Origin of the sequence: Rhodococcus sp. NPDC003318 (genome assembly GCF_042879035.1) — a bacterium.
Classification (GTDB): Bacteria; Actinomycetota; Actinomycetes; order Mycobacteriales; family Mycobacteriaceae; genus Rhodococcus_G.
In genome coordinates this window covers 23,876-50,283 of sequence record NZ_JBIAOU010000009.1, presented here as the reverse complement: position 1 = coordinate 50,283, position 26,408 = coordinate 23,876, and the positions used below count along the sequence as shown (strand labels likewise).

Genomic DNA, 26,408 nt, shown 5'->3' with positions numbered 1-26,408 from the left:
TTGTCTCCTCAGAAGTGGTCCGCGCGACCGAATCCGACGCGGTCAGCGACGGCGGTCAGCGCGGCGGAGTGGTCGTCCTGGTTGACGGCGTCGCCGTCGTGCCCGATCTCGACGACCGGGAACACGTTGGCCGGCATCCCGTCGATCAGTGCACGGGTCTCGGCCGGTGCGGCGGCGAGCAGCTTCTCGTAGTGCTCGGCCTTCGCCGGCGGGAACTTGCCCGCCTTGATCGCCGTGTCGATGTACGAGCGGGACTCGGCGGCCTCCTGCCGCACCCGGAACTCGCGGCTCGTGGCGACCTCCGCCTGCAGGGCCGCGTACTGGTCGGCGTCGACGGTGACGACACCGGCGCGGGCCTCGATTCCGGAGCCGCCGCGGTCCTCGGCCTGCTCGGCCAGGGCCTCGTCGAGCGCGGCCACGATGGTCTCGTCAGTGGCATCGGCTGCGGTGCCGAGGCGCGTGGCGAGGGTTTCCTTGAGGGTGGGCATGTCGCCCTCCTTCCTGTTGGTGTCCTCTACCGCCTCGGCAGAGGGGATCCGCGGTGCCGGGGCGTGGTCCCGGCCCGCGAAGCGGAATCGCGACAGGTTGAATGTCGCGGCGAGTTCACTGGATTCGGGGGCGTCGGCGCTGACTCGGTCTGCGAGTCCGGCCGCGACGGCTTCCTCTGCGGTGAACCAGGTTTCGGCGGCGACGAGTGCGCGCCATTCGTCGATCTCGCCACGCGCCCGGCGGGCGTAGACCGCGGTCAGCGAGTCCGACAGCTTGTCGAGTCGGTCGGCGTCGGACCGCAGGCTTGCCGCGTCGCCCTCGGTGTACATCCAGGCCTCGTGGATCATCATCTGCGATCCCTCGCCCATGACGATCTCGTCACCTGCCATGGCCACGACCGACGCGGCCGACGCGGCGAGGCCGTCGACGTGGACGATGACCTTCGCGTCGTGCGCCCGTAGCGCGTTCATGATCGCGATGCCGTCGAACGCGGCACCGCCCGGCGAGTTGATCCGGACCACGATCTCGTCGGTGTCGAGGGCCTTGATCTGGTTGGCGACCGACTGCGCGTCGGTCTCCATCCAGTAGCTGCCGATGACGCCGTAGATCATGATCTCGGTTGCGGCGCCGGACTGCGTGTTGATCCGGCACCATTCGCGCGAGCGACTCGGCGCACCGAGTTCGTTGCGGATGGTCATGGTCGTCTCCTTCCTGGCTCGGGCGGCGTGTGGGTGCCGGACAGGTATCCCGACAGCAATAGGTCGCGCACGTCGCCTTGCGAGCTCGGGTTCGGGTTCGGAAAGTCCTTGGCGGGCAGGTCGAGCCAGCGCCGGACCTGTTCCTCGAGCGAGCGGTCGGGGATGATCACGCCCGCGTCGACGAGGGTGCGCAGGGCGTTCGCGATGGACAGCGACGATTCGCTGATCTCGTCGAACACGATCTGCGGCGCGGCGACCGTCTCGCCGAAGTTCCAGTCGACGAGATCCTCGACGATGTACCGGTTCGCGGCATCGCGGACCATCTCGGCGACCGACTTCACCGCGGTGGTGAACAGGTCGGCCTGCGTTGATGCCAGCGCGTACGAGCCGCCCTGTCCGTCGAGGTTCAGGAAGTGCGCCAGCGCTACTCGGCCGATCTGTGCATCGTGGTAGTCGATCGCCGGACGCGGGTCCGGGAGCTGCCCGGTCACGCCGAGCAGCTTGAGGTCGCCGCCGAACGGAAGGGATGCGCCCGCGCCGTCGCCGGCCCGGTAGGAGTTCGCCATCCGGCGGCCCTTCTCGATATCCTCCGGCGTCGCGTTCTCCGGGTTGATGTAGACCGGGACACCCATGCCGTTGCGCTCGATCGTTAGCGCCTCGAGCTTGAGCAGGCGGTCCTTGAGTATCCAGTTCTTGTAGGCGGCGCGCAGGATCGACTCGCCACCCCAGTTGCTGCCCTCGCGCTCGTGCACGTACGCGACGAGGCGGTTGACCGGGATGACGATCCGTCCCGCGTCCGAGGCCCGCACCGCCCAGGTGGCCGCGGGCGCTCGCTGCTCGATACCGACGAGGCCGCCGTCGCGCGCGACGTGGATGTCGGCGAGGGTGCTGGGCATCCTCGGAGCGAGCTTGCGGAGCCGGTAGCGGCGAATCTCTTCGTCGAAGTCGACGACCTGCTCGAAGTACATCGCCCCGAACGGCAGTGCGAGCAGCGCCATTCGCAGATGCTCGCGCCACGAGAACCGGTGCTGCCGACGCGGCTTCGCGCCCTCACCCTCGTCACCGACGACGGGTAGCCCGAGCTGCGCGCCGATGTCGGCCACCACCTCCGGCTCCGCCCCGGCCGGGTCCAGCCGCCACTGTGTCGCCAGGATCGGCAACGTCACCGCCTTGAGCACGGTGCGCACCTGCGCGTCCTGCCGGCGCATCGCGTCGAACGTCTTCAGGCACTGCGGCCACCGCAGCTCGAACGCTTCCTCCGGATCGATTGCCCGGTATCCGCCGTCGGGATTCGCGACGACATAGCCGATCTCACCCGGCGACGGTGCCTCCACGGAGCTCACCACGACACCTCCATCAGGTCACCCATCACTGATCCACCGCTCGGGGTCGGCTCGAACGCCAACTCCTGCGGCACTGAACGTTTCGGTTCGAACTGGCCCAGACCCCACAGGGCATTCGACGCCGCGACGACCTGGCAGATCGTTCCGGAGGCCTTGCGTGCCCAGGCGATACCGCCGCCGTCGCCGATCTCCCGCAGCTTCGCGGCCGCGAGACCCGCGGCCATCCGCTCGTCGTCGTCGTGCGAAACGGTGGCCTCGTCGACCGCGGTGAGGAACCCCGCAGTCGAGGCCATCACGTCGGAGACGCGCATCATCTCCGGCTCGATGCCCGCGGCCCGCAGGGGCTGCTCGAGCACCTGCGCCGTCGACTTCGGGTCGATGACGATCGCGATCGGGTCACCGGCCTCGACGCACGCCTTGAGGAACGCGACGACCTTGCGGGTGTCGGCGCTGCCGTGATACCCGATCTGCACGTGCGCGCCGCCGACGGTCTTCGCGGCCGCGACGATCGAGCAGGTGCGATCCCGGATTTCGCGCTCGGTTGACATGTCGACGGCCAGGCAGGTCGTACCCGTGAGCCGAGGCTCTCCGTTGTACAGCCCGGACCACGTGTCCTTGGCGACGACAGGCTTGTCCTCGTCCTCGGCGTCGTCCGGCCAGATGCCCATCGCCTCACGGCGCCACGAGTCCTCGTCCGGAATGTTCTCCCGCATCCGCAGCATCGCCTCCAACGGAGTGCGGTGCGGATACGACGGATTGAACGTCGCGAACTTCGACTGATCGTCCGGGTCGGTGTCCGGGTCCGCGGAGATCTCGACGTACACCTGGTCCTTGGTCAGACCTGTGATCGCCTTCTTCCGCTTCGACCCGAACGCCTCACCATCGTCTGTAGGCCGCGGCGGCGTCCCGATGAAGAACACCAGCCCGCCATGCGGATGCTGCGCCGCGTTCGTCGCTGGCACCATGTCCTCGAGCGCCTTCACCCCGAGGATCTGCGCCTCGTCGAACACCTCGACGTCGATCGCGTCCATGCCGCGGCCGAAACCCTGCTCGCGAGCACCGAACATGATGATCGACCCGTTCGAGAATCGGATCTCCTGCTCGCCGTTCGCCGTCCGGATCCCGTTCGCGGCGATGTGCGGCCACACCTTCTTGCGCCGCACCATCGACTGCATCGACCGGAATGTGTTGGTCGTCGTCCGGTTGTGGTGCGACGTCCAGATGACCCGCAGTCCCGGGAACACCAGGCACATTCCGATAATCAGGTTGCCGACGGTGTACGTCTTGCCGACCTGACGAGGGATCGACGCGACCACGCCACCGATCGACGCGGCGTACTTCCCGGACTCCCGGCACCCGAGCGCGATCTGACCGAACCCCTGCTGCCATCGATCGAACGAGACACCGACGTCCTGCAGGCGTCGGTACACCCGCGGGAACTGCGAGGTGACGATCCCCTCCGGGATCACCAGGTGCCGAGCGACATCGGACAGCTTCCGCTCAGATGGCGGATGCGTCGAAGTGGTCATCGACCATGCCTGCCAGTAGCGGGTGCTCCGGATTGATCTCGCGCAACGCTGCCTCCAGATCGCGCAGACGGTGGCCCGGGGCCTCCTCGGCTTCCCGAGCGTCGATCGCCTCGATCTGGTCCGCGATGTCCTGCAGCCGCTTCGTCAGCGATGCCAGGTCACGCGGTGGGCAGCCCGCGTTCGTGACGGTCTCCGCGATCCGATCGCGCATCGCCACCAGCAGATCCCGATGGGTGCCGGACTTCGCGGCCTGCACGACCGACATCGGCTTCGACGGCGGCGGCGCGGTCTCGTCGGCGGCGACAGCACGCAGAGGCGGCTTCTGTGTGGCCACGTGGCATCACCTCCCGTCGCGGGGTGGGCGTGGTGGAAAAAACGCCGGAGAGAGATAGGTGACTGGGATGAGATGCGGTCACCTGGCGACCCCCTCCGGATATTTCCGGTAGGGGGTCGCAGGGTGACTGGAGGCTTACAGGTCAGGCCATGGGAATACCTGCGGCCGCGGTCGTTCGCGGAGTGCGGGACGTTGATGGTCTCGGCTGCCGTCCTGGCGGGATCGGTTGCAGGTGCTGCATAGGAGCCGGTCAGCCTTGGTGCCGCCCTTCGATCGGGCGAGGCTGTGGTCCGCTTCAAGTGGCCGGCCGTCCCAGTTCTTCGCTGGGTCTCGGTGCATTGGTCTGTTGCACCACCAGCACGGAGTCCCGTCGACGTGTGCCCGAAGCAGGCGTTCGCGGTCCTTGCGGTGCGCGTGTCCGAGCCCGCGCTCGGTTGTGGTGCGCGCGTCGGCCATCAGGTGCGGGGCGGCCAGTTCCAGTGGCCGGGCGTCGGCTCGTCGGCGTGCGGGATGCGCGCGATCGGGGACCTCGGGTCGGTGCCGGTCGTGGCGTAGCCCGGGAGTGCGCCGGGTTGGAAGATCGTGAGTGCGACGTGCGCGTCGGCGTAGACCTCGGTGATGATCGCGGCGAGTGTGCGGCCGTCGCCGTGGTGGTAGTGGACGATTCGTCCGATCGTGGGCGTCTGGCTCATGGGGTCTCCCTCGTCTGGTTGCGGATCAGGTTGTCGATGCGTTCGGTGAGCGTGATGACGGCGGGCATGTTGCAGGCGCGGCGTTCGCGGGTGCAGTGGATGCGGAGGTCGTCGAGTTCGTCTTGGGGTGTCTGCATCGTGACCTCCCGCGGTGGAGTGAGTCTCGCCCTGGCGCAGCTCGCCGGCCCGTGTCACGGGGCTGTGTGGGTGTGGTCCGCTTCGTTCCACCGGTGCACGTTCGTAAGACCAGAGTTGGCCGTGCGGGTGGTGACGTGAACGACAGGGCGAGAGTTCGGGCCCGCCCACACCGACCGCGTTGGCAGTGGGCGTGGGCGGGGTTTCCCGTCGGGCGCCTGCGGCTGCTCCGTACGGGCCGGGACTACCAGGGTGTGCGCGCCATCCGGCAGCTGCCGCCTGGTTGTCCCGGGTGACCGTGGGGTGGATGCGCGAAAAGCGAGCTGCACCGGTAGGGCACAACTCGCTTTCAGCGGCAGCGTATCACGGGGGGTCGGACAAGGAGTCAAGCGCTCCACGTCGGGTCATAGTCCGGGTGGTCGGAGTAGACGGCGGCGAGGGAAGTGAGAACAGGACAGTCGCTGATGTCCTCCGCGATGTAGTCACCGCAGGGGCCTGCGGTGCCGCAGCCGTAGCAGGCATTCGACTGCGACAGTCCGGCGTCCACCGGGCGGTGGTGTTCCAGGATTTCCCGCTTCGCCGCGCACTCTCGCAGCACGCGGGCCGGGTCGTTGTGGACGATGTGCTCAGCCTGTGAGTCTTCCGGTGGTGTGCCGTCCCCGTGCACGACCGTCCGACCCCAGCTGTTGGTCACACTGTTGACGCCTTCGCGGTGCCAGAGACCCGCGTCGCGGACCCGGCCGGATGAGTCCCATCCGGCTGCAGCGAGGGCGATCTCCTCGTCGTCGTCGATTCGTTCGAGCAGGAACTCCACGATCGTCATGCTGTGCCCCTTCTCGTCTTCGCTGCCAGGTGCGCTTCCATCACTTCGCCGAGACGGTAGATCAGTTCGCCGTCGATCTCCCGGATCGGCTTGATTCGGTCCCGTCGCTTCAGGTTTCGCACGCGGTCGGCGGTGAGGCGCGCATACTCCGGGCCGAGCTCCTTCGCTGCCTGCTCGATCCCGCGAGCGTTGAGCTGCGCATTGCGAGCGACGTGCACCGACCGCATCCGCCAATCCTCCGGCCGGGCCGTCATTCGCGCCACACGGCGCGCGTTGCGCACGGCTCGTCCAATGCCCGCCGGCGCCTCCTCGCTGCCAGGCGTCATCGCCAGCGCAACGAGGTGCTCGCGCAGCCAACGGGCGAGCGCGAGCGCCGTCGACCCGCCTCCCCACTCCTGGCCGCGATGGTCGAGCGTGAGGCGCACCCACGATGCGAGCTCAGCGTGCAGCTCGTCGGCGGCATCCCCTGCGCCAGTGTCGTACGGCAGCGGCGCCTCCCCGCCGCCACCCGTCACCTTCGGCTCGTACGAAATCCGTTGCCGGTAGCCGTCGCCGCGGAGCCCTGCGAGTGCATCCACGACCTCGGGGATCTCATCGAGAAGGCCAAGTAGGCGCGCCTGACCGTCCTCGTCGAGGAAGAAGTGCGTCACGAACCCTCCCGCTTCACCGCTTCGCTGAAGTGATGCCCGCCCCAGTAGGTGAGCGCGGCGGCCCCGGCGATGTAGAATGCGACCCACCCCCAGCTGCCCGCCTTCCACGACGATGACACCTGGGCCACGTTCCCGATCGCGATCACGTAGCAGATGAGCGATGCGACGGCTCGGATTGCCTGCGTCACGGTGCCTCCTTGGGTCCGGCGAGTGTGTAGTCGGCCTGGGTTTCCTCAGGCAGTGCGAATCCCATGAGGTGCAGCAACTTGCGCCACCCGGACTCCGAGAGCGTGGGGGTTGGATGCAGGACTGGCGACACGGCGGCAACCCAGTCACCGACATTGCCGCCTCGATCGAACGGCGAGGGTCGTCGGAGGCCGGTGGTGGTCTTGTGCACGATCATCGGTTCCTCCTGCGTCGGGTGTGTGCGGGGTCGATGGCCCACATAGGCGGCTTCTGCTGTGGGCGTGTGTCGTTCATGAATCGTTCGATGAGCTCGGTTGTGCTTCGTATCTGCTCGGTGAGGCGGTCGAAGGCAGCAACGAGGGTGAGGCGGTGCTGCTGCGGTGTTTCGCCGGGCGCGAGCTCGTCGACGATCACGGTGTCCGCGGTGTACCCGCGGATCTGCGGGTTGTCGCGGCCGCCGGTGCGCACGTTCTGTGCGGCGGGGAGGGTCCATCCGATTCGGAATCCCTCGTCGGGGATGCGTAGCGGGTCGGCGGCGTCGTTCCAGCGGTAGTACGGCTGGCCGGCGGATCCGGAGAGGAACGCGCGGACGCGCTCCCGCTCGACGTCGTACTTGACTTTGGGGAGTCCGAGGATGGCACGCATCTCGTCGTACGGGATCTCGCTCGAGCCTGAGATCGATTCTGCGGGCTGTTTGGTGGTCATTGGTCCTCCCATGTCAGTTCGAGCCACATCGCGCCTCCTGCGCCCTTCTGGGCCGGAGCGATGACGGGCATGTGCTTGGTCATCCACTGCGGGGTGTCATCGGGGACGAGGCCGTGGTCGACGAGACCGTCACAGGCCGCCTTGAGGACGGGGGCGATGTTGTCGGCGTCGAGACGGCGGTTGGCGCGCGGTCGGTAGACGAGGGCGACGGTCACGTGGCCGAGGCCGGTGGGGATGCGGTGCGCGCGGGCGAGGGTCGCGGTGGTCTGGCGGATGGTCTTCGTGAGCTTCGCCTTCTGCGCCCAGTGCATGCGGTCGTTCATCGACATCGGGGGCTTCGACCACGGGAGCGGGATGGTCGCGGATCGGGTTGTCGGGTCGGTCGCTTGCGCGCGCTGGTGAGATTTATCCACAAGCCAACTGCTCTCTCTGTACTGGTAAGTGGTTGGTGTATGTACTGGTGTCCCGACATGGGTGTCGGGTAATGGGCGACACCGGTGTCGGGTTGAAACGTCACCGGTGTCGGGTTGATCCCTTCTCGACCCGTCACCCATGTCGGGTTGAAAGGCGTTCTTCCACAGGGTTGTCCACAAGTTGTCAACAGGTTGTCCACACGACACCCATGTCGGGTTGACGTGTCCATCACCCGGCACCCGTGACGGGTCCACCGGCCCGGTCCTCCACGTCGAGCACCACCCGGTCGAGCACATCCGACGGCAGCGACAACCGGTACTCGGTCGCCAGCCCCGCATGCCGATTTCTGTGCGCCGTGATCGAGACGAACCCTGCCGACACGAGCCACGACATCCCCCTCTCGACGGTCCGCTCGGACTTCTCGAGCACGGCCGCGAGACGCGCATTCGACGGCCGGATCCGTGACCCGTCGCCGTCCGCGTAGGTCGCCAGAGCGAGGGCCACGAACTTCACCCCGGACGGCATGGACACGCGGCGCACCACGCGCTCCCAGTCGAACCTGTCGCACGGCTGAGGTGACTCGTCGCGCTCGGCGACCGGTAGGGCGGACATGGTTGGGGGTCACCCCCTTTCAGGGCTGGAATCGGTCAGGTTGGTCGGGTCACCACAGCGTCAGTTCCACTGGCTCCGGTGGATTCGAGTGGCAGTCGCACGAGCAGCGCCAGATGTGCGGCGAGAGCAGGACGGGCCAGCCCGGTGGGCATTCAATGGTCAGCTTCCGGCCGCGCACCCGCACTCCAACGAAGCTGCGGCCAGCAACGCCACCCTCCTGCGGGCCCCCATTCCTGTGAGCGCACCGATCGTGACGTTCACCCAGGCAGTGTCCGGAGCGCTCCAACTCGCACGCGCTGAACGTGTGCGACCAGTCAGCCACTGCGGTCACGGCCGTACCTCCTCGGCTCGTACGCCGACCAGGTACCCGCGATCCACCAGGCAGTGGCCGGGGCCGTTGCGGTCTACGGTCTGCATCTCCACCGTCCCTCGGGATGCGTGATGGAGGAGCCAGCGCAGCCGCGCCCAGCGGCCCGCGATGCAGATCTCACGGCCCAGGTGGCTGGAATTGATCTTCCATGCGGGGATTTCGGTGTCGATGCCGTCGTCGAACAGTGCGAGTTGGCTCATGGTTCCCACTCCGCGTCCTCGTCGCGCCGGTTGCCGTCTTCGTCGTCTCCGTAGGCGAGCCATTCGGCCAGCTCTTCGTATGCGGCGGCGAGGTGCGCGTGATGCTTTGCGCGCTGCCGCATCTCATCCAGTTGCACGTCGCGGTTTCCGTAGCACAGCGATCCTCGGCCCTGCTTGAACGATCCCCAGCCGCCGTAGTTGTCGCCGTCCTTCTTGGAGGAGATCAGCCTCGCGGCAGGCAGCAGGTCGTCGGGGACGAGGCGGGAGGGGGTCGGGTCAGACATGGGACACCTCTTCGTATGTCGCCTCGAAGATGTCGGGCTTGCACGGGTAAAACTCGCCCTTGACGCCTCGAATGACCCAATCGCCGGGGCTGCATGTCATGACGCCTTCGAGCGTTTCGATCTGGAGGTACTGGCGACCGCCCAGGCTGGGAGACCAGCGGTAGACCCCGCCGTTCTCCCTGATCCAGCTCGCAATCGGGAGGTGCGGCCGAACCGCGCCGTCCCACTGCATCGCTTCGATCTCGACAGGCTTCTTGCGGAATGTCTTCGGGCTCACTTCGTCCTCCTTGGATTCAGGCTCGGTGCGGGTCGCGAGTTCGGCTCGCAGTCCGTCGATCTCGTCGGCGAGCACTCCGGCGAGTGCGCCCCACCACCGTTCGCGTGCGCTCTCATCCTGGAGCGCATCGTTCGCTACTGCCCGTAGTGCAGATGTGTCGATCACGGCAGTGCCTCCCCGGCGTCGGCGCAGCGCGCGTGCGCAGCCCACTCGCCCTCGACGTCGACGATGCGCTGCCCTGCGACAATCACCTTGAAGCAGACGCGGCACGTCCGGACGAAGGTGTCACCACCGACGGTTTCACCGGCGGTGTCTTCCTCGACCGCGATCCGGGCCCGCTTCGCGGGGTACGTGCGGGCCATCAGCGGCCACCACTGTTGATGGGGTACACCCCGAGCGGGTGCCGGACGCCGGGATACTTCGCGTTCGCCTCGGTCTGCCGTTGGATCTGGAAGTCGATCCGCAGACCGGTGGCCGTGACGTAGTGCTCGGTGAGTGCCTTCTCGATCAGGTGCCGAAGCGGGTCGAGGGCCGGCCGCGGGAACAGCGCGTCGAACCTCGCGTCGTCGAGGATCACTCGGATGTCGACGTCCCGGTAGTCCGGCCGGTCGAGACAGGACCCGACGAGGTATGGCGTGTCGAGGATCTCGCACACCAGCACAGAGGCGAGGTCCAGGTCGGTGAGGGCTGGTGCGTCGAGGTAGCACCAGGGGCTCTCGCTCATGCGTTCATCTCCTTCTCAGCCAAACGGCAGTTGTGGCAGGTGATTCCGTGGTGCTGGACGCGTCGTCCGCAGCGGACGCAGGTCGGGTGCGCGGTCATGGCGCACCGTCCAGGGCGCGGATCGTCGGGCAGGGGTAGTCCTCGACCTTCCCGAAGTACCTGCCGTTCGACAGCCGGTATGAGCACTCGCCGCAGATCGTGTCGCTCGGCTCAACCTCGACCGGCCGGTGTAGCGCCCGCACGCGGTCGAGGGCGGCGTCTCGGACGGTCACGCCCTGCTTCATCTCGCGGGCGTAAGCCCCCATTGCCGTCGCCTCACCGCGGGCAGCACCGTTCTCCGCCCGCAGCTGGTCAATCTCGTCGCACAGGGCGAGGACTGTCCCGGCCGCCCACGGGGTGACGCGTGGATGCCGAACCGCGGTGCGCAGTGCGGTGGTGTCGAGGTCGGTCATCAGTCCTCCTCGCTGGGGTTGAGTGCGCACGCGAAGAAGCGGTCACGGCGACCGGCTTTCCGTGCGTCGTCGGTGAGCGTCTCGGCGATCGACGAGGCTTCGTCCTCGTCCCAGTAGGGGCCGTGGAGGGTGTCGGGTACTCCGCCGCCTTGTCCGATCTCGACGACGCACCACCAGCCGGGGTGCGCCATCACTGCACCTCGCGGTCGAGCTTCTCGACCCACGCGACAGCGACGGCGGCGACCTGGATCAGCTCGGCGCGCAGCGCCTTCGGATCGGATTCCGCGAAGGCCTCGGCGACCTCCTCGCCGAGGATGTCGCGGAAGCTGACGAGGCCGAGCTCGGCGGCGAGTTGGCAGCGCAGGCGAGCATCGACGGCCTTGGCTCGGTGGCCGGCGCCTCCGGTGCCGTTGGGGTGGTTCTGCTCTCCCCACTGCTCGTCTTGCCGATCGCGTTCGCGCCAGACTTCGGCGAGCACGCCGCGGATGGTGTTCCGGCGGCTGACGGTCTGACGGATTCGATGGGTCCACTCGTCGGCGGGATCCGACCCGGGGTCGGCGTGCGGGTTGATCATCGGAGCACTCCTGGGATGGCGAGGTAGCGGAGGCCGAGCGGCTGCCCGGTCAGCAGGTGGCAGACGACGGTCAGCCAGTAGTCGGCGGCGGTCACCGGTCGGCCGCCTCGTCGGCGGGGAGGTAGAGGATGCGGGCGGGAAGGTCCACCAAGCGGTCCCAGTCGTATCCCGGCTCGAACCAGAGTTCGCCGCTCTTCACGAGTATCTCGTCGAGCCTGTTCCGGATGACGGTGTCGGCGGGCAGCGCATCGAGTTCGTCTGCTGTCCGGACGGTTCTGGGCGAGGCGTCGCTCTTCAGCACTCGGAAGAGGTCTCGTGCGCAGCGGGTGCGCACCTTGTGGCCGGTGCGTGTCCACTCGTCGGCGAGTTCGACGGCGTCGGCGAGCTTCCGTTTCAGCGCGGCCAGCTCGTTTCCTGCGTCGGGTCCGTTCATGGTCGGGTCTCCTGGTGCCGGGATGGATGGGGCCTGCGGGCCGGGCGGGGTTCGTGGTCCCCGCCCGGCCGGCGGTGCGGTGTGGGCGGGTCAGATCTCCCGGACCGGCTCGGGTGCGACGCCGTGCACGATCAGGTACTCGTCGCCGAGCTGCTCGGTTAGCTTCCCGACCACCTCCGTGAACCCGGCCTGCAGCAGGTCATCCGGGCGGTCGAGCTTGTACCCGAGGACCAGGCCTTCCTGCGCGATGCGGTACCGCAGCCGGGCCGTCACCGGGAAGATCGCTCCGTTCCGGTACAGCGGCAGCTGCAGCCGAATCGTCTCGGGGATCGCGATGTCGCCCGCCTGTCCGGCGCCGGCCGACGTCTCCTCGTGGAACCGGAACTGCACGTCACCGGAGTTCAGCCGGGTGCCGGACTCGAACTGCAGGGACCGCTTCGCCTGGAACGTCTGCGCGATCTCAAGCAGGTCCGCGGCCGGCGGCTCGACGACCGACGCGAGACCGTCCTCGATGTGCTCGGCGAACTGCACCTGCCGCAGCAGCTTCCCGTCCTGACCGGCCCAGTGCAGCCACTCCGGGGACAGCTCGAGGTTCAGGGCGAGGCGGTGGTCCCGCCACCCGTTGTCGTAGTTGACGATCGCGGTGACGGTGCTCTTCGGCTGGTTCGCGAAGAGGACAGTGTCGGGCGTGCCGAGTCGCTCCACGAGTGCGGCGAAGCTGTCGACGTCGATCACGCTCGTCGTGCCGCGCGGGCGCCGCGGTACGCCGAGGTAACGCTCGAACGAGTCGGTTTCGCGGCGCTCGTTGTCCCGCGTGACGAACGACTGCACCGAATCCGTGTGAGGCGCGATCGTCTCGGCGCGGTCCCAGCTCGCGCGAACGATCTCGGCGACGGCAGCGGCTTCGGTGGTGTGGGTGCTGGTCATGGGTCAGGCCTCCTTGGCGATGGGTGCGATGGGTGCGATGGACGGCTTCGCGTCCGGGACCGGGGCGATGGACTCGAACGCCAACTGCTCCGGGTTGTTGCGGGTCGGGTTGCCGTTGCCGTCGAGGAACCAGACCTGCGCGGGCCGATCCAGCTGCGGGACCTTGGCTTTCACGTCGTCGGAGATCTCAATCATGCTGGTCTTCTTCTGCTTCGAGATCTTCAGCGTCAGCGTGATCGACCCGACCTTGCCGGTGTCCTTGACGGCGGCGAGCACCTCGTGGAACTGGGTGGTGAGCTCGTCGTGGACGCGGCCGCGGTTGGCTTCGCGGAGGAAGTCGGCGAACGGGCGGACGACCTTCTCGTCGTCCGGTGTCTTCTCGTTGTCGGACATGGGTTTCCCTTCGGGTGATGGGCGCTACTCGGGGGTGGTCTCGGTGACGGGTTCCTCGCCGGCCTTGAGGAACTGGACGGTCGCGGCGACCTCGTCGCGGGTGATCGGTGCCTCGTCGTTGACGTCGCGGCCGAGTCGGGTCCGGAGGAACGAGTCGATCTGGTCGTCGGTCACCCCGGCCTCCTGGAACGCTTCGGCGAGCTTCCGCTGGTCGGTCGCGGTGGCAGGTCGGGCACCGGGCTTCTTCGTCGCGGCGGGCTCCTTGGCCGACGCCTCGGTCGCCGCGGGCTGCTGCGGCGGCTCCGGCTGTTGTTCGGCCAGCGCCTCTTCGATCGCGGCGGGCTCGACCACGACGGTCGACTGCTGAGGCTTGAACGCCTGGTCCTTGCTCAGCTCGCCGTTCTTGATCGAGGTGTAGGTGATGCCGAGGTCGGTGACGTCGTGCTCGGTCCACTTTTCGGACGGGCGGCCGACAGTCTGCTCGAGCTGGTCCCGGGTGATGCCGATGGACTCGAACGTGGCGATCGAGTTCGCGATCCGCTGCGGCAGCGGAACACCGCCGCCACCCTGCAGCGTGGCGCGGCACAGTTCCTGCGCCTCCTCGATGAACCACCCGGGCAGGACCGAGAAGATCGCTTCACGCAGGCGGCGGGCGCCGTTGTTGGCGTTGTTCTCGTAGATGTCGCGCATGTCGGTCAGCTGCCGGACACCCTGCTTCGTGTCGCGCTTGTGCGGGACGATGAAGGTCGTCGAGTTCCGCGCATTCGTTTCGAGATCCCAGGCGAACGCCTGCATCTCGCTCTCGCCCTTGACGTCGTCGCGGTCGAGTTCGGACACGCCGAACTGAATGTTTCCCCAGCAGCGGGCGAGTTCGCGGGCGAGGTGGATCGACGGGCCCGACACGGTGCCCTCGGAGCGCGGGAACCGGAAGAACGCGCGGTCCGCGACCGACTTCTGCTTGCACACCTCGCGCATCTCCGCGACGGCGAACGCCTTGTTGCGTCGGTTCTGCTGCGCAACGAACACCGCGGCCTGGACCTCGGCGACTGCGCGGGACTGCTCGATCGCGGTGGCCTGGCTGACACCCGTCTGCGCGACGGGCGCCGCGGCTACCGGCTGGTATCGGGTTGGACTAGCGGACACGGAGGATCTCCTCTGCTTGGTAGTACGCCCACTTGGGCAGGTCGATGAGGTGGATGCCGTCGCCGAACGCGGGCCACGTGTCGGTGGCCATGCACTCGGCGTAGATGTCGATCGCGCGCCGGTTCAGGTCCCGACCGGCGAGCATCGCGTCCGCGGTCAGCTCGACGACCGACACGAGGTAGGGCGGGGTCTTGTCCTGCACGATGAACAGGAACCCGCAGTCGTGGACACCGAGCGCGGACATGCCGTCGAGGTAGAACGGCGCCTGCTGGTGGTACCCGTACTTCGCTGCGGACGACCGGAAGTCGTCCGGGTTCGCGCTGGTGCTGGTCTTGTAGTCGACGAGGATCGGCCGACCATCGGCACCCGCGGTGGTCCAGTCCGGGCGGGCTCGCAGCCACACACCGGTGGCGGGGTCCTGCCACCACAGGGACCGCTCCGGCACGCCGGTCGCGAGCAGCGCCGCGGCGTACGGGTTGGTGCGCACCGCCGCCGCCATCTCGTGCACCTGCTGGTACTCGTCCGGCTTGAGCGGCACGGCGCCGTCGGCGTGCGCCTGGTCGACGAACTCCTTCGCGGCCTTCGTCGTCGCGGCGCCGTTCGACGACAGGATCTCCTCGGGGATCATGCGCAGCTCGCCGCCTTCGCCGAGGACGAGGGTGTGCGCGGCGTGCCCGAGGTCGAACGCCTTCGTCGGTGCCGGCGGATGGTCCCGCTCGTACCGGAAGATCGCCGGGGCCGACGGCGGCAGCAGCTTCCGTGCACCGGACGACGACAGCGAGCCCTTGTCGGAGTGGTACACGTGATCCGGGATGCCGTCGTAGAACCCGGCGACGTCGACGATGTCGCTCATACCGGCACCACCGCCCCGGCCTCCGCGACAGCGCAGTACGCGCCGATCTTCCCGCCGTGGCTCGCGCTCCGAACCGACCCGACCCGCTTGATTCGACCGCCGTACATGGCTCCGCTGAGCAGTCCGGAAATCCCAGGAATCCTCGGGAAGTCGTTCGCCGAGAACGCTTCACCCGCCGCGATCAATTCGTCCAGCCGCTCGGCCAGCCGGATCTCCCACGGCTCGCCGATCCAGTCGACGCCGTGCCGCCGCACGACGACCCGCAGCGATTCGACCTTCACGCCCAGCCGTTGCGCGATCCGCTCGTTGCTGACGCCCTCCGCCCGCCACTCTCGGTAGCGGATGACGCTGTCCGGCAGTCCTTCGGTGGGACTATCGGCTGCCGTCGGCGGCACCTCGAGGACCTCGACACCGGCGATGCGCGCGAGCGTCGCGTGGGTCTCCTTCCACGGAACGTCCGGGTCGTCGAGCCACACCGCCGCCCACACACCGTGACGTGCGTCGGTCTTGAGCGCGATGTCCGCGCACCCTTCCTGCACGGGGCAGCGTCGGCAGATCGCGGCGGCCGCCTCCGCGTCGCGCCGGCTGCGGGCACTCGCCGGGGCCGCCCCGCCGTTCACGGGGAACCAGATCTCCGGGTCCATGCCCAGGCACGCCTTGGTTCTCACGGCCGTCCCCCGAGCTGCTCGGCGATCGACTTCTTGGACTCGCGGACGCGGACCGCCTTGAACTCGGCCGCCGAGTAGCTGTCAGCCTCCGGGCATGCGGTGTAGCAAGGCGCCTGCCGGGTCCTCTTGCAGTGGTTGCAGTCCCAGGCCACGCCGGTCATTCGGTCTCTCCGTTCTTGTAGGGGGTGAGGTCGTACGCGCGGTCGGCGGCAGCGCCGGGGTCCTCGTCGTCCCACTACTCGGCCGGGTCGTCGATATCGGGATCGAATCGGCGGGCCATCAGGCGATCAGCTCGATCTGGTCGAACAGCGCGTCGAGCAGGCCGAGCCGGTACAGCGCGTCGGCGCGGCTACCTTCCTGGACCGCCTCGGATGCGGCGTCGCGGTGAGCCCGGGCCTCGACGAGCAGGTCGCGAACCTTGGCCATCATGCCGTCACCTGCTCGGCGTACTCGGCGCGAAGGCGCGCGATCAGCTCGGACGCCGGGACACCACCGGCGAGGTCGGAGTCCGGGTCGCCGTCGGGCATGGTCGGCCACATCGCGGGGGCGTCGCCGAGGACGTCGAGCGGGGTGGACGGGCGGTCAGCTTTACGCCGTAAGAATTTGAACATGGTTGGCTCCCTGTGTTTTTGGGCGCGGAAGGTCAGCGCAGGTGGCGTCCTGCGTGAATGAGGTTTGGGGTCAGGTCAGCGGCGGGCGCGCCACACTGCGAGCGAGACGATGAGCGTGAAAGCGAGGACCGCTCCGAAGAAGTCGATCACGTCTAGGTCCCGTAGTAGCTGTAGCCGACCAGCACACTGACGGCGGCCACCACCGCGACCGTCACCGCCACGGTGATCATGATCGCGGCCAGGATGATCCAGTCGGTGCGGTTCACAACGCGTGCCGATCGATGAACGCCTGCAGGTCGTCGGCGTGGACGCGGATCCTCGGCGCGGTCTCGGTGCCGAAGTTGAGGTAGTCCAGCCGGCCGGTGTCGATCAGGTCGTGCACCCCAGCCTTGGAGATGTCGAGCCGCTTCGCGACCTTCCCGACCTTCCAGTGGATCCGCGGGTCCGGGCCATCGGAGACAGCCGCCGGGGATGTGTACGCATCCCCGGCGACCTGCCCGTCTCCTACTGTGGGATCACCACAACCACCAACAGAGGGAGAAGCATCGTGGCCAGCCTGATTTACAACGGGATCACCTATTCGATCAACCCCACCGAGTACGACGCCATCACCGCCATGCTGACGAAGGTCAGCGACGGGAGCGCCAAGGGGGCCTACATCTCCCTGTCCCACGAAGGCGATTGGCACCGGCTCTTCGTGACGGCTGGCGCTCCGATCACCGTGATTGACTAGTTCCTGCATCTCGACGTCCAGCTCACGGAGTCGGCGGAAGGCCGGCGACCTGGCATCGAGGTAGGCGCGGTCCATCTCCTCACGCGCGACGGCGCGTACGTCGTCGCGCGTGAGGGGGTCGACCACCGAGTACGGGATCGGAGTCGCGTCAGTGCGCTCGGCGGCCGCGGCCTGCCGCGCGTCGGCATCGAACAGCTCGGCCGTCACGATGTCGTTCAGCACGCCGACCGCGCCGATGATGCCGATGATCGCGTTGAGCGGGCCATCTTCCAGCGCGCGGAGTTGGTCCGGGGTCATCACGCTGCGTCTCCTTCGGTCCAACGGGGCACCATCCGCGCGATCGCCTCGGCCCCGGCCGGGGTGATCTTCAGCGTGTGCATGACCTCGCCAGCGAACCGCGGCGCCTTGTGCTCCTCGACCCGCCGGAAGTACGGCTTCTTGTGCGCGTACTCGGAGTACCGGTTGATCGTCTCCTTGCACTGCTTCGACTCCGACCACCGCGTCGCCTGCTCGCGGTAGATCCAGCCGCGGTCGATCAGGACTCCGCGAAGTACGTTCTCCGCGATGTCGAGGGTGGAGGCGACGGTGCGGAAGCTGAGAAGGTCGGCGTCGGTGACGAACTCGTCGTGATACGCGACCTTCGGTGCGTCGAGCGCGATCTGCGCGTCCTTCGCGGCGAGGGTCTGCTGTGCCTCGACGAGCGCGGCCGCCATCAGCGCGGGCCCGGTCAGCGCGGGCGCCGTGTTGTACGACCCGGTCTTCCGGATCGACGGCAGCACCTCGTGAGTCAGCCAGCGCTTGACTGCTTTCGCCCTGGCCGACTTGCTACCAAGGATCGCGACGTAGAACCCGGCCTCAGAGATGATGGTGACCTCTTGGAATCCGCCGGGGGTCCGCATTGAGCGCGGACCCTTATCCTCGGCGTCGAGGCGCCGTGTGAGGTCGTACGCCTCGCGGTACTCGAGGATCCGGGCGACGTCGGTAGCGACGAACCACGGCTCGCTATCTATGACGACGGTACGCAGTTCGGTTGACTCGTATCGGAACAGCTCGAGATCGCTCATGCGGCCACCAGCTGCAGGTTTCCCGTGAGGGTGATGGCCTCGCGGTGGTCGGCGTATGCGACGACGCACAGCACGCCGTGCTCGTTTGCGATCTCCTGCTGGAAGTTGTTGTCCGGCTTTATGTAGCCGACGACCGTGACGGGCTCGCCGAACAGCGCGAGGCCCGGGGTCGAGTAGTCTGTCGAGGACATGTGATCTCCAATCTCTGTCGTGGCCGTCAGCTGTTGCACCAGCTGGCGGCCTTCTTCGTGGGCTGCGCCTGTCACTTCCTCCGCCGCTTCGCGACCTGTCCGACAGACAGTTGTTCTTCCTCGCGGAGCCACTGATCGAACGTGTCTGCGCGGACCCGGATGGCGTTGTCTCCTGTTCGCACGTGGGGGAGGGGGTGGTCCTTCCGGACAAACAGTCGGTAGACCGACGTCGGATTCATGGACAGCGCTTCGGCGATCTGTCCCGCCGTCAGGGCGGGTCTGATGGTGGCGGTGCTCAAGGTGGCACCTTCATGTCAGTCTCCTTCGGTCTCGTGAGACGTACTTGCGCCCGGATGTCGGGCGCATGGGACCTGGCGGCATCGGTCGTCGCGCTGCCTCCGCAGTGTCGAATGTTGCTGCGGGTATGCACCTTTGAACCAATGGGCAGGTGTATGAGCGACGGGCTCGCCAGGTCAGTTTTTCTCCGCTGTGAAGGTATGAAAGAGCGCGCCAGGCGTGGACCTGGCGGGGGAATCTTGTGCGTGGCCGCTACGCGGCGACCGTGCGAGTGGGTCGCTTCGCGACGCGGGTGCGTCGCTGTCTGGCCTCTTCGACCGTTGCAATGAAGGCCGTGTCGAAATCGACGCCTAGCTTGATGAGCACCGTTCCGATGCACCGGTTCGACGCTTCGTGCCGACCACTCATCCATCGACTCGCAGTGGATAGATCGACGTCCAACTTCTCTGCCAGTCGGGTCAAAGTGCCGTACTTGTCGAGCTGCTCCTCGACCCACTCGTCACGGATGCGGGTTGTACAAATTTTCTGCACTTGACCTGCTCCTATTCGAGTGCTGCAATCGCTGTGTGCGCTGCTGCAACTGACGATAACTCGAGAATTTCAGTTGTGCAAGTACACATTGCAGTGCTGCATTGACTTGCAGACTTGCAACGTTGCAAGTACCGTCGCGGCCATGACAGACAGCCGATGGTGGATCTACCTTCAGCGACTCATGGGAGACGACAACGCCATGACGGCCGCGCAACGAGCCGGCATCAGCGCCTCGAACTTCTCCCGCTGGAAGAAGGGCGCCAACGCTGACCCCGAGTTCGTGGTCAAGATCGCTCGGGCGTACCACGCGAACGTTCTCGAGGCGCTCGTCGAAGCCGAGTTCATCACCGAGGATGAAGCAGGCCTGACAGAGGTCCGGGTCGGCGAGCAGGAGCTGCTTCGAACCATCGACATCGTGCCGCTCACAGAGGAAGTCACGCGTCGAGTCCGACTGCTGAAAGCCCACGGTTCGACAGAGAAGAAGCCATCCGCGACGGTGCACAAGCTGCCAGAGCGGCGTGCGCCCCTGACGAGCGCACGCGGCGCAGCATCTCGGCGAAAGAAGGAGATGTACCCGGAGACGCCTGATGAAGGTGTGTAAGCGGCATCACCCGTGGCGGAAGCTGCGAGACCACTACCCGCACATCGACATTGTTTGGGACGACACCCTTCCCGACGGCGTCGCTGGGTTCTGGGACGGGGAGACAACGATCTACCTCGACCCTCGGTTGACCCAGGCAGCCAAGCGAAGCACTCTCGAGCACGAGACTCAGCACGTCGACCGCGACTTCGCCCCGATTGACGAGGTGCTCCTCGCTCGCGAAGAGGCACTTGTCGACAAGTTGGCGGCCCGGAATCTGATCACGATCGACGCATTGATCGATGCGCTGCGCTGGTGCCGGGGAGTCGCCGGCGCGGAACTCGTGGACGAAGTCTGGACCGACCACCACACGCTGAATGTCCGCCTCGCATCGCTCACGCCAGACGAGCGAACGCAGATCGAATCCGCTCTCACAGACTGTGATTGGGTGCACTGAGTCGTTACACCGAAGGAGGCTCCAAACGTGGGACAGCCTGAGAACGACATCGATATCGAGACACTGATCGCTACAGAAAAAGCCATCGTTTGCAAGCGATCCACCAAGGGTCGCGACATGCGCGACCGGTGGGACGAGGTCGCCGAGGCGCCCGACGAGGACGGTCCGGAATGGGGCGCATGACAGGGGCAGGTACGCGGGTGCTTCACAGCGCGTTGCAGGCGGTGAGGTCCTAATGAAGGTCCAGAAGCGGACACGTAACGGCAAAGTCAGGTGGGTCGGTCGGTACTACGGCGCCGATGGCCGCGAGCTCAGCAAGACCTTCGACACGAAAGCGGAGGCCACGGCATGGGTCGGGGAGCGTCTTCGCGAGCTGCGCCGCGGTGAGTGGATCGACCCGCGGGACCAGCAGGTCACCGTCGGCCAACTCTGGCAGGCATGGGAGAAGGCCGCCGAGTCTGATGGCACACGAAAGATCCGCGAGCTCATCGGTCGCAATCTCGGCCGCCTTGAGGATGCCCCGATCGGAGCGGTGAAGGCGTCGGACATCCGGGCCTGGAAGACAGCACTGGAAACGGGGCGGCCGTGGAAGCCCGGATGCAAAGGTGTTGCGGAGAACACCGTCTCGAACTGGTCGGGCCAGCTCGCCGGATTCTTCAACATGGTCGTTTCCGACGGGCTGCTACTGAAGTCGCCGGCGGCAGGGGTGGGGAAGCGCTCAGCGAAGCGCGACACGGCGCATGCCGTCACTCGTGGCGAGCTCGTGTCCGCCGCTGACATCTGGCGTCTTGCTGACGCGGCACGTCAAGGAGGGAAGTCCGGAGATGGTCACGCGCCCGCGCATCCGACGTTCGCACGGATGATCGTTGTCGGTGCGGCGACGGGACTCCGCGCGGGTGAGATCGCAGGCCTGCGAATCCGCTCGGTCGACTTTCTGCGCCGTGAGGCGTCGATCGTCGAACAGTCGAAATCCGGCACCTCGACGTTCACATGGTCACGCCTGAAGACGCCAGCGGCCCGGCGGGTGATCCCGCTGCCCGCCATCGCGATCGAAGCACTGGCCGAGGAGCTCCGTGACAACCCGAGCGATGACCGGGCCATGCCGCTCTTCCGGACCGCGCAGGGCCGGATGTGGTCGTCGGCCACGGTCGGCGGGGCGCTCAAGACCATCCGCGAACGGGTCGGGGTCTCCGACGAAGTCACCTGGCACTCGCTGCGGCACTTCTACGCGAGTGCGCTGATCCACGCTGGCGCGTCGGTGAAGACCGTCCAGGAGCGCCTCGGGCACGAATCAGCCGAGACGACACTCGGGGTCTACGCGCATCTGTGGCCCGGCGAGGACGAGCGCACACGGGTCGCGGTCGACGAGGCACTGGTGCGGGACCAGTGCGGGACCGACACCCCGGAGGCGGACGCCAAGTAGCGGCGGCAGCCCAGGTGAGAGGCTCATCCTGGGCTGCCGACACGCCGATTATTTGACGATGTTGACCATCTTGCCGGGGACGACGATGACCTTGCGCGGGTCGGCGCCGTCGAGGAAGGCGACGATCTTCTCGTCCGCGAGGGCGGCCGCCTCGATGGTCTTCGCGTCCGCGTCCGCGGCAACGGTGATGCGGCTGCGGACCTTGCCGTTGACCTGGATCGGGTACTCCACGGAGTCCTCCACCAGCCACTTCTCGTCCGCGGTCGGGAACGGGCCGTGCGCGAGGGAGGTCTCGTGCCCGAGCCGCGACCACAGTTCCTCCGCGACGTGCGGGGCCACCGGGGCCAGCATCAGCACCAGCGGTTCGACCGCCGCCCGCGGCGCCCCGTCCGGGTACGCCTTCGTCAGGTGGTTCGTCAGCTCGATCAGCTTCGCGACGGCGGTGTTGTCGCGCAGCGCGGTGTAGTCGGCGTTGACGCCGTCGATCGCCTTGTTCAGCACCCGCAGGGTGTCCTCGGACGGCTCCGCGTCGGTCACCCGCACTGCACCGGACTCCTCGTCCACGACGACACGCCACGCGCGCTGCAGGAACCGCTGCGCACCGACGACGTCCTTCGTCGCCCACGGCCGCGACGTGTCCAGCGGACCCATCGACATCTCGTAGACGCGCAGGGTGTCGGCGCCGTACTCCTCGCAGATCTCGTCCGGAGCAACGGCGTTCTTCAGGGACTTGCCCATCTTGCCGTACTCACGGTTGACCTCGGCGCCCTCGTAGAAGAACTTCCCGTCGGACTCGACGACGTCCGCGGCGGGCACGTACACACCGCGGCTGTCGGTGTACGCGTACGCCTGGATGTAGCCCTGGTTGTACAGGCGGCGGTACGGCTCCGACGAGCTGACGTGCCCGAGGTCGAAGAGCACCTTGTGCCAGAAGCGGGAGTACAGCAGGTGCAGCACCGCGTGCTCGACACCGCCGACGTACAGGTCCAGACCACCCGGGTCGTTGGGGCCGTGCAGCTCCGGACGCGGACCCATCCAGTACTGCTCGTTCTCCTTGGCGCAGAACGAATCCTGGTTGGTGGGGTCGATGTAGCGCAGCTGGTACCAGGAGCTGCCCGCCCACTGCGGCATCACGTTGGTGTCGCGGTGGTAGCGCTGGAGCCCGTCACCGAGATCGAGTTCGACGTTCACCCAGTCGGACGCCTTCGCCAGCGGCGGCGACGGCTCCGAGCTCGCGTCGTCCGGGTCGAACGACACCGGCGCGTAGTCCTCGACCTCCGGAAGCTCCACCGGCAGAGCCGAATCCGGCAGCGCGTGGGCCTGACCCTGCTCGTCGTACACGACCGGGAACGGCTCGCCCCAGTACCGCTGCCGGGCGAACAGCCAGTCGCGCAGCTTGTACTGGATGGTGCCGACGCCGCGGCCGTCGGCCTCGAGGTGCGCGATGACGGCCTTCTTGGCCTCGTCCACCGGGAGCCCGTCGAGGAAGCCGGAGTTCACCAGCGGACCGTCACCGGAGTAGGCACCGGTGGTGATGTCACCACCGGAGATGACCTCGAGGATCGGCAGCCCCAGCTCGGTGGCGAACTCCCAGTCGCGGTGGTCGTGGCCGGGCACCGCCATCACGGCGCCGGTCCCGTAGCCGGTGAGCACGTAGTCGGCGATGAACACCGGAACCTTGTGCCCGTTCACCGGGTTGACGGCGTAGGAGCCGAGGAAGACACCGGTCTTCTCCTTGCTCTCCTGCCGCTCGAGGTCCGACTTCGCGGCGATCGCGGCGCGGTAGGCCGCGACGGCCTCGACCGGGGTCGCGGCGCCGCCGGTCCAGCGCGGATCCGTGCCCTCCGGGTAGACATCGGCGACCAGCTGGTCGACCAGCTCGTGCTCCGGAGCCAGCGCGACGTACGTGGCGCCGAACAGGGTGTCGGCGCGGGTGGTGAACACCTCGATGTCGTAATCGGGGGTCGCAGCGCCGTGTTCGCGATGCGCGGCGAACCTGACCCGCGCACCGTGGCTGCGGCCGATCCAGTTGCGCTGCATGGACTTGACCTTCTCGGGCCAGTCCAGGTACTCGAGGTCGTCGGCGAGGCGGTCGGAGTAGGCGGTGATCCGCATCATCCACTGCCGCAGGTGCTTCCGGAACACCGGGAAGTTGCCGCGCTCAGAGCGGCCGTCGGCGGTGACTTCCTCGTTGGCCAGCACCGTGCCCAGACCCGGGCACCAGTTGACCATCGAATCGGACTGGTAGACAAGGCGGTACGAGTCGATCTCGGCGCGGCGCTCGGCGTCCGACAGCTCGCCCCACGCGCGTCCGTCGGCAGGGGTGCGGGCGCCGGACGCGAACTCCGCCTCCAGCTCGGAGACCGGGCGGGCCCGGTTCAGGTCGGTGTCGTACCAGGCGTTGTAGATCTGCAGGAAGATCCACTGCGTCCAGTGGTAGAAGTCCACGTCCGTGGTCGCGACGCTGCGACGCTCGTCGTGCCCGAGACCGAGCCGGCGCAGCTGCCGCTTCATGTTCTCGATGTTCGCCTCGGTGGTGGTCCGCGGGTGCGTGCCCGTCTGCACCGCGTACTGCTCGGCGGGCAGACCGAACGCGTCGTAGCCGAGGGTGTGCAGCACGTTGTGGCCGTGCATCCGGTGGAACCGCGCGAACACGTCGGTCGCGATGTAGCCGAGTGGGTGCCCGACGTGCAGGCCGGCACCGGACGGGTACGGGAACATGTCCTGGACGAACAGCTTGTCCGCGGGCAGCTCGCCGGCGAGGTCACCGACCGGGTTCGGGGCGTTGAAGGTTCCCCGCTCGCGCCACCGCTCCTGCCAGCGCGCCTCGATACGGCCCGCGAGATCCGCGGTGTAACGGTGCTGGGGGGTCGCGTCGCCGCCTGGCTGCTGCACTGACTCGGTCACTGATTCGCTGTCTTCTCTGCGCTGGGGGCTGATGGAGCCCGCGGTCGTGGTCCCGGCCCACTCCTGGCTCCGCTGTCAGGGGCACCGCACCCGGTTTCGGGCAGGGATTCCCGACACCAGCCTAAAGCGTCACCCTCGAGAAGCCCGCCGACGGCCCCCGCCGTACCCTGGATGTCGTGCTCATCGTCGCAAGCGTGCTGTTCGCCGTCGCCGTCGTCGTCGGAGGGGTCGCGGCCGCCGGGATGACCGGCCGCCTGCCGCGCAACCGGTGGGCGGGGGTCCGCACTCCCGACACCCTCGCGTCCGAGGAGACCTTCCGCCTCGCCAACCGCATCGCCGCGCCGACCCTGGCCGCGGCCGCGGTGCTGCTGGTCATCGGCGGTATCGGCGCCCTGACGCTCGGCACCCTCGGCGGCCTGGCTCTGGCCGCGGTCGCCGTCCTCGCGTCTCTGATGATCGCCGGCTACGGCGGCACCGTCGGTGCCCGTACGGCCGCGGCCGCCGCACCTGCCGGTTGCGGCGACGCCTGTGGCTGCGGCAGCGCGCCCGAGGCCGCCACGACGTCCGCGCTCGTCAGCGAATCGGCCGCCGACAGGGCCGCCGCAGCGGACTGCGGAGTCGACTCCTGCGGGTCCTGCACACTCAAGGGTGCCTGCCAGCCGCACTGAGCCCCACCGGCCGCACCGAGCCCTGCGGGTTCGCTCCCCGGCCGTCCACGGACTGGTTGAATCGGCGGGCATGAGCGAATCGAGGTCGTTCGACCCCGCCGGTGTGGTGTTCGGCGTCGTGGTCCCGATCGTCGCTGCGGCCACGGTTCTGGTGACGGCCCGGGTGTGGGACCCTCGCCTCCCCACGACGCTGGCCGTCCACTTCAGTGGCGCCGTACCGGACGGCTTCACCGACACCGGATCCGCGGCCTGGACCGTCGCCATCGTCATCGCCGTGATCGGTGGTGGGGCCAGCGCGATCGCGGCCCTCGCCCAGGCGCTGCTGGTGATGCGGAGGGCGATGTTGATCATCGGATCGGCCGTCACCGGGCTGATGCTCGCGTTGTGGATCGGTCTGCTGTCCGCGCACCTGGATGTCGCTGCACCGGATCAGGCCCGCTTCTCGGCCACCTGGATCGCGGTCGGGGTGCTCGTCGGCGGCGCGGTCGGCGTGCTCGGGGCGTCGCTGCTGCGCGACCACCGGGAACGTCGACCGGCGACCGGCAGACCCGACCCGCGCCTGCCCCGCGGCCCGCTCGCACTGCCGATCGTCGATCGCATCGGACTCGGCGCCCCCAACACCGTCGTGCTGGCCGTGGCGGCCGGGCTGGTCACGGTCGGGTTGTGCCGGCTGGCGGACGCGTGGTGGCTGCTGGCGGTGTTCGGACCGGTCGCGGCGCTGGTGATCGGGCTGCTGCGGTACCGGGTCGTCGTCGACGAGTCCGGACTGCACGTGTTCAACATGGGCATGTGCGCCCTCGGGTACGGCGTCGACGAACTCGAGGGCGCGGAGGTCACCGAGGTCGCGCCGTTCCGCGACTTCGGCGGCTGGGGACTGCGCGTGCGTGGGCGCGGCAACTACGGCGTAGTCACCGAGACCGGACCGGCACTGGTCGTCACCGCAGCCGACGGACAGCGCCTCACCGTGACCACCGCCCGCGCCGAGGAAATGGCCGGCGCGCTCAACTCCCTCGCCGACGCCGCCCGGCCCGCCTGAACC

41 protein-coding genes are annotated in these 26,408 nt (G+C 67.8%); 6 read left to right on the top strand and 35 right to left on the bottom strand.

Going from position 1 to position 26,408, the window contains the following annotated elements; all coding sequences use genetic code 11:
* Nucleotides 1-8: 8 nt before the first annotated feature.
* The 34 genes from ACFYVR_RS15965 to ACFYVR_RS15800 form a co-directional block, all read right to left on the bottom strand.
* A complete protein-coding gene (locus ACFYVR_RS15965; protein WP_387474732.1) occupies nt 9-1,187 on the bottom strand; it encodes a head maturation protease, ClpP-related in 1,179 nt (392 codons plus the stop codon).
* Nucleotides 1,184-2,530: a DUF935 family protein gene (locus ACFYVR_RS15960; RefSeq protein ID WP_387474730.1), complete on the bottom strand. Its 1,347-nt coding sequence runs from the start codon at nt 2,528-2,530 to the stop codon at nt 1,184-1,186. Before ACFYVR_RS15960 ends, ACFYVR_RS15965 begins: the two co-directional genes overlap by 4 nt.
* The gene (locus ACFYVR_RS15955) at nt 2,527-4,059 is read right to left on the bottom strand and encodes a terminase (protein WP_387474728.1); all 1,533 of its coding nucleotides are present in this window, start codon (nt 4,057-4,059) and stop codon (nt 2,527-2,529) included. Before ACFYVR_RS15955 ends, ACFYVR_RS15960 begins: the two co-directional genes overlap by 4 nt.
* Entirely contained in the window at nt 4,031-4,393 is a 363-nt protein-coding gene (locus tag ACFYVR_RS15950; RefSeq protein ID WP_387474727.1) for a hypothetical protein, read from the bottom strand. Before ACFYVR_RS15950 ends, ACFYVR_RS15955 begins: the two co-directional genes overlap by 29 nt.
* Nucleotides 4,394-4,848: 455 nt before the next feature.
* Nucleotides 4,849-5,085, bottom strand: coding sequence for a hypothetical protein (locus ACFYVR_RS15945; protein ID WP_387474725.1), 237 nt, complete (start codon nt 5,083-5,085; stop codon nt 4,849-4,851).
* A complete protein-coding gene (locus ACFYVR_RS15940) occupies nt 5,082-5,222 on the bottom strand; it encodes a hypothetical protein (protein WP_387474723.1) in 141 nt (46 codons plus the stop codon). Before ACFYVR_RS15940 ends, ACFYVR_RS15945 begins: the two co-directional genes overlap by 4 nt.
* 383 nt (nt 5,223-5,605) lie before the next feature.
* Nucleotides 5,606-6,043 carry a DUF6221 family protein gene (locus tag ACFYVR_RS15935; protein WP_387474721.1) on the bottom strand — a complete coding sequence of 146 codons (438 nt, stop codon included), beginning with the start codon at nt 6,041-6,043 and terminating at the stop codon, nt 5,606-5,608.
* Nucleotides 6,040-6,693 (bottom strand): hypothetical protein, encoded by a 654-nt coding sequence (locus ACFYVR_RS15930; protein WP_387474719.1) that lies wholly within the window; start codon nt 6,691-6,693, stop codon nt 6,040-6,042. Before ACFYVR_RS15930 ends, ACFYVR_RS15935 begins: the two co-directional genes overlap by 4 nt.
* Nucleotides 6,690-6,881, bottom strand: coding sequence for a hypothetical protein (locus tag ACFYVR_RS15925; RefSeq protein WP_387474717.1), 192 nt, complete (start codon nt 6,879-6,881; stop codon nt 6,690-6,692). Before ACFYVR_RS15925 ends, ACFYVR_RS15930 begins: the two co-directional genes overlap by 4 nt.
* A complete protein-coding gene (locus ACFYVR_RS15920) occupies nt 6,878-7,096 on the bottom strand; it encodes a hypothetical protein (RefSeq protein ID WP_387474715.1) in 219 nt (72 codons plus the stop codon). Before ACFYVR_RS15920 ends, ACFYVR_RS15925 begins: the two co-directional genes overlap by 4 nt.
* Nucleotides 7,093-7,584, bottom strand: coding sequence for a hypothetical protein (locus ACFYVR_RS15915; RefSeq protein WP_387474713.1), 492 nt, complete (start codon nt 7,582-7,584; stop codon nt 7,093-7,095). The genes ACFYVR_RS15920 and ACFYVR_RS15915 overlap by 4 nt, the downstream gene beginning before the upstream one ends.
* Nucleotides 7,581-7,913, bottom strand: a complete 333-nt coding sequence (locus tag ACFYVR_RS15910; RefSeq protein ID WP_387474711.1) for a hypothetical protein — start codon at nt 7,911-7,913, stop codon at nt 7,581-7,583. Before ACFYVR_RS15910 ends, ACFYVR_RS15915 begins: the two co-directional genes overlap by 4 nt.
* A 313-nt stretch (nt 7,914-8,226) precedes the next feature.
* Nucleotides 8,227-8,610 carry a hypothetical protein gene (locus ACFYVR_RS15905; RefSeq protein ID WP_387474709.1) on the bottom strand — a complete coding sequence of 128 codons (384 nt, stop codon included), beginning with the start codon at nt 8,608-8,610 and terminating at the stop codon, nt 8,227-8,229.
* Nucleotides 8,611-8,937: 327 nt separating this feature from the next.
* Nucleotides 8,938-9,180: a hypothetical protein gene (locus ACFYVR_RS15900; protein WP_387474707.1), complete on the bottom strand. Its 243-nt coding sequence runs from the start codon at nt 9,178-9,180 to the stop codon at nt 8,938-8,940.
* Entirely contained in the window at nt 9,177-9,464 is a 288-nt protein-coding gene (locus ACFYVR_RS15895; RefSeq protein ID WP_387474705.1) for a hypothetical protein, read from the bottom strand. Before ACFYVR_RS15895 ends, ACFYVR_RS15900 begins: the two co-directional genes overlap by 4 nt.
* Nucleotides 9,457-9,906 (bottom strand): hypothetical protein, encoded by a 450-nt coding sequence (locus tag ACFYVR_RS15890; RefSeq protein WP_387474703.1) that lies wholly within the window; start codon nt 9,904-9,906, stop codon nt 9,457-9,459. Before ACFYVR_RS15890 ends, ACFYVR_RS15895 begins: the two co-directional genes overlap by 8 nt.
* Nucleotides 9,903-10,103: a hypothetical protein gene (locus ACFYVR_RS15885; RefSeq protein ID WP_387474701.1), complete on the bottom strand. Its 201-nt coding sequence runs from the start codon at nt 10,101-10,103 to the stop codon at nt 9,903-9,905. Before ACFYVR_RS15885 ends, ACFYVR_RS15890 begins: the two co-directional genes overlap by 4 nt.
* The gene (locus tag ACFYVR_RS15880) at nt 10,103-10,465 is read right to left on the bottom strand and encodes a hypothetical protein (protein ID WP_387474699.1); all 363 of its coding nucleotides are present in this window, start codon (nt 10,463-10,465) and stop codon (nt 10,103-10,105) included. Before ACFYVR_RS15880 ends, ACFYVR_RS15885 begins: the two co-directional genes overlap by 1 nt.
* 94 nt (nt 10,466-10,559) lie before the next feature.
* Complete coding sequence (locus tag ACFYVR_RS15875) at nt 10,560-10,916, bottom strand: hypothetical protein (protein ID WP_387474697.1); 357 nt, start codon at nt 10,914-10,916, stop codon at nt 10,560-10,562.
* Nucleotides 10,916-11,107 (bottom strand): hypothetical protein, encoded by a 192-nt coding sequence (locus ACFYVR_RS15870; protein WP_387474695.1) that lies wholly within the window; start codon nt 11,105-11,107, stop codon nt 10,916-10,918. The genes ACFYVR_RS15875 and ACFYVR_RS15870 overlap by 1 nt, the downstream gene beginning before the upstream one ends.
* The gene (locus ACFYVR_RS15865; RefSeq protein WP_387474693.1) at nt 11,107-11,490 is read right to left on the bottom strand and encodes a hypothetical protein; all 384 of its coding nucleotides are present in this window, start codon (nt 11,488-11,490) and stop codon (nt 11,107-11,109) included. Before ACFYVR_RS15865 ends, ACFYVR_RS15870 begins: the two co-directional genes overlap by 1 nt.
* A 91-nt stretch (nt 11,491-11,581) precedes the next feature.
* Nucleotides 11,582-11,923, bottom strand: coding sequence for a hypothetical protein (locus tag ACFYVR_RS15860; protein ID WP_387474691.1), 342 nt, complete (start codon nt 11,921-11,923; stop codon nt 11,582-11,584).
* Between the two features lie 90 nt (nt 11,924-12,013).
* The gene (locus ACFYVR_RS15855; protein ID WP_387474689.1) at nt 12,014-12,850 is read right to left on the bottom strand and encodes a DUF2303 family protein; all 837 of its coding nucleotides are present in this window, start codon (nt 12,848-12,850) and stop codon (nt 12,014-12,016) included.
* 3 nt (nt 12,851-12,853) lie between these two features.
* Entirely contained in the window at nt 12,854-13,243 is a 390-nt protein-coding gene (locus tag ACFYVR_RS15850) for a hypothetical protein (protein WP_387474687.1), read from the bottom strand.
* Between the two features lie 24 nt (nt 13,244-13,267).
* On the bottom strand, nt 13,268-14,386 hold the full coding sequence (locus tag ACFYVR_RS15845; protein ID WP_387474685.1) for a hypothetical protein: 1,119 nt from the start codon (nt 14,384-14,386) through the stop codon (nt 13,268-13,270).
* Complete coding sequence (locus tag ACFYVR_RS15840; RefSeq protein ID WP_387474683.1) at nt 14,376-15,239, bottom strand: PD-(D/E)XK nuclease-like domain-containing protein; 864 nt, start codon at nt 15,237-15,239, stop codon at nt 14,376-14,378. Before ACFYVR_RS15840 ends, ACFYVR_RS15845 begins: the two co-directional genes overlap by 11 nt.
* A complete protein-coding gene (locus ACFYVR_RS15835) occupies nt 15,236-15,907 on the bottom strand; it encodes a WhiB family transcriptional regulator (RefSeq protein WP_387474681.1) in 672 nt (223 codons plus the stop codon). Before ACFYVR_RS15835 ends, ACFYVR_RS15840 begins: the two co-directional genes overlap by 4 nt.
* Nucleotides 15,904-16,068 carry a hypothetical protein gene (locus ACFYVR_RS15830; protein WP_387474679.1) on the bottom strand — a complete coding sequence of 55 codons (165 nt, stop codon included), beginning with the start codon at nt 16,066-16,068 and terminating at the stop codon, nt 15,904-15,906. The genes ACFYVR_RS15835 and ACFYVR_RS15830 overlap by 4 nt, the downstream gene beginning before the upstream one ends.
* A 118-nt stretch (nt 16,069-16,186) precedes the next feature.
* A complete protein-coding gene (locus ACFYVR_RS15825) occupies nt 16,187-16,336 on the bottom strand; it encodes a hypothetical protein (protein ID WP_387474677.1) in 150 nt (49 codons plus the stop codon).
* Nucleotides 16,333-16,518, bottom strand: a complete 186-nt coding sequence (locus ACFYVR_RS15820; protein WP_387474675.1) for a hypothetical protein — start codon at nt 16,516-16,518, stop codon at nt 16,333-16,335. Before ACFYVR_RS15820 ends, ACFYVR_RS15825 begins: the two co-directional genes overlap by 4 nt.
* Nucleotides 16,519-16,780: 262 nt before the next feature.
* The gene (locus tag ACFYVR_RS15815) at nt 16,781-17,551 is read right to left on the bottom strand and encodes a helix-turn-helix domain-containing protein (protein ID WP_387474673.1); all 771 of its coding nucleotides are present in this window, start codon (nt 17,549-17,551) and stop codon (nt 16,781-16,783) included.
* Nucleotides 17,548-18,315: a BRO family protein gene (locus ACFYVR_RS15810; protein ID WP_387474671.1), complete on the bottom strand. Its 768-nt coding sequence runs from the start codon at nt 18,313-18,315 to the stop codon at nt 17,548-17,550. The genes ACFYVR_RS15815 and ACFYVR_RS15810 overlap by 4 nt, the downstream gene beginning before the upstream one ends.
* A complete protein-coding gene (locus tag ACFYVR_RS15805) occupies nt 18,312-18,506 on the bottom strand; it encodes a hypothetical protein (protein WP_387474669.1) in 195 nt (64 codons plus the stop codon). Before ACFYVR_RS15805 ends, ACFYVR_RS15810 begins: the two co-directional genes overlap by 4 nt.
* A 71-nt stretch (nt 18,507-18,577) precedes the next feature.
* On the bottom strand, nt 18,578-18,805 hold the full coding sequence (locus ACFYVR_RS15800) for a hypothetical protein (protein WP_387474667.1): 228 nt from the start codon (nt 18,803-18,805) through the stop codon (nt 18,578-18,580).
* 671 nt (nt 18,806-19,476) lie between these two features.
* Here ACFYVR_RS15800 and ACFYVR_RS15795 point away from each other — a divergent pair.
* Genes ACFYVR_RS15795 through ACFYVR_RS15780 form a run of 4 tightly spaced genes read left to right on the top strand, consistent with a single transcriptional unit; the run spans nt 19,477 to nt 21,794 of the window.
* The gene (locus ACFYVR_RS15795; protein WP_387474665.1) at nt 19,477-19,935 is read left to right on the top strand and encodes a hypothetical protein; all 459 of its coding nucleotides are present in this window, start codon (nt 19,477-19,479) and stop codon (nt 19,933-19,935) included.
* Nucleotides 19,922-20,371, top strand: coding sequence for a hypothetical protein (locus ACFYVR_RS15790; protein WP_387474663.1), 450 nt, complete (start codon nt 19,922-19,924; stop codon nt 20,369-20,371). Before ACFYVR_RS15795 ends, ACFYVR_RS15790 begins: the two co-directional genes overlap by 14 nt.
* Nucleotides 20,372-20,398: 27 nt before the next feature.
* On the top strand, nt 20,399-20,554 hold the full coding sequence (locus ACFYVR_RS15785; RefSeq protein ID WP_387474662.1) for a hypothetical protein: 156 nt from the start codon (nt 20,399-20,401) through the stop codon (nt 20,552-20,554).
* 52 nt (nt 20,555-20,606) lie between these two features.
* Entirely contained in the window at nt 20,607-21,794 is a 1,188-nt protein-coding gene (locus ACFYVR_RS15780; protein ID WP_387474660.1) for a tyrosine-type recombinase/integrase, read from the top strand.
* Between the two features lie 48 nt (nt 21,795-21,842).
* Here the strand turns inward: ACFYVR_RS15780 and leuS are convergent, their stop codons facing one another.
* Nucleotides 21,843-24,701, bottom strand: coding sequence for a leucine--tRNA ligase (leuS, locus tag ACFYVR_RS15775; protein WP_387474658.1), 2,859 nt, complete (start codon nt 24,699-24,701; stop codon nt 21,843-21,845).
* 176 nt (nt 24,702-24,877) lie between these two features.
* On the opposite strand from leuS, the gene ACFYVR_RS15770 reads away from it, so the two are divergent.
* Nucleotides 24,878-25,369 carry an SdpI family protein gene (locus ACFYVR_RS15770; protein WP_387474656.1) on the top strand — a complete coding sequence of 164 codons (492 nt, stop codon included), beginning with the start codon at nt 24,878-24,880 and terminating at the stop codon, nt 25,367-25,369.
* Between the two features lie 70 nt (nt 25,370-25,439).
* Nucleotides 25,440-26,405, top strand: coding sequence for a DUF1648 domain-containing protein (locus ACFYVR_RS15765; RefSeq protein WP_387474654.1), 966 nt, complete (start codon nt 25,440-25,442; stop codon nt 26,403-26,405).
* Nucleotides 26,406-26,408 lie beyond the last annotated feature (3 nt).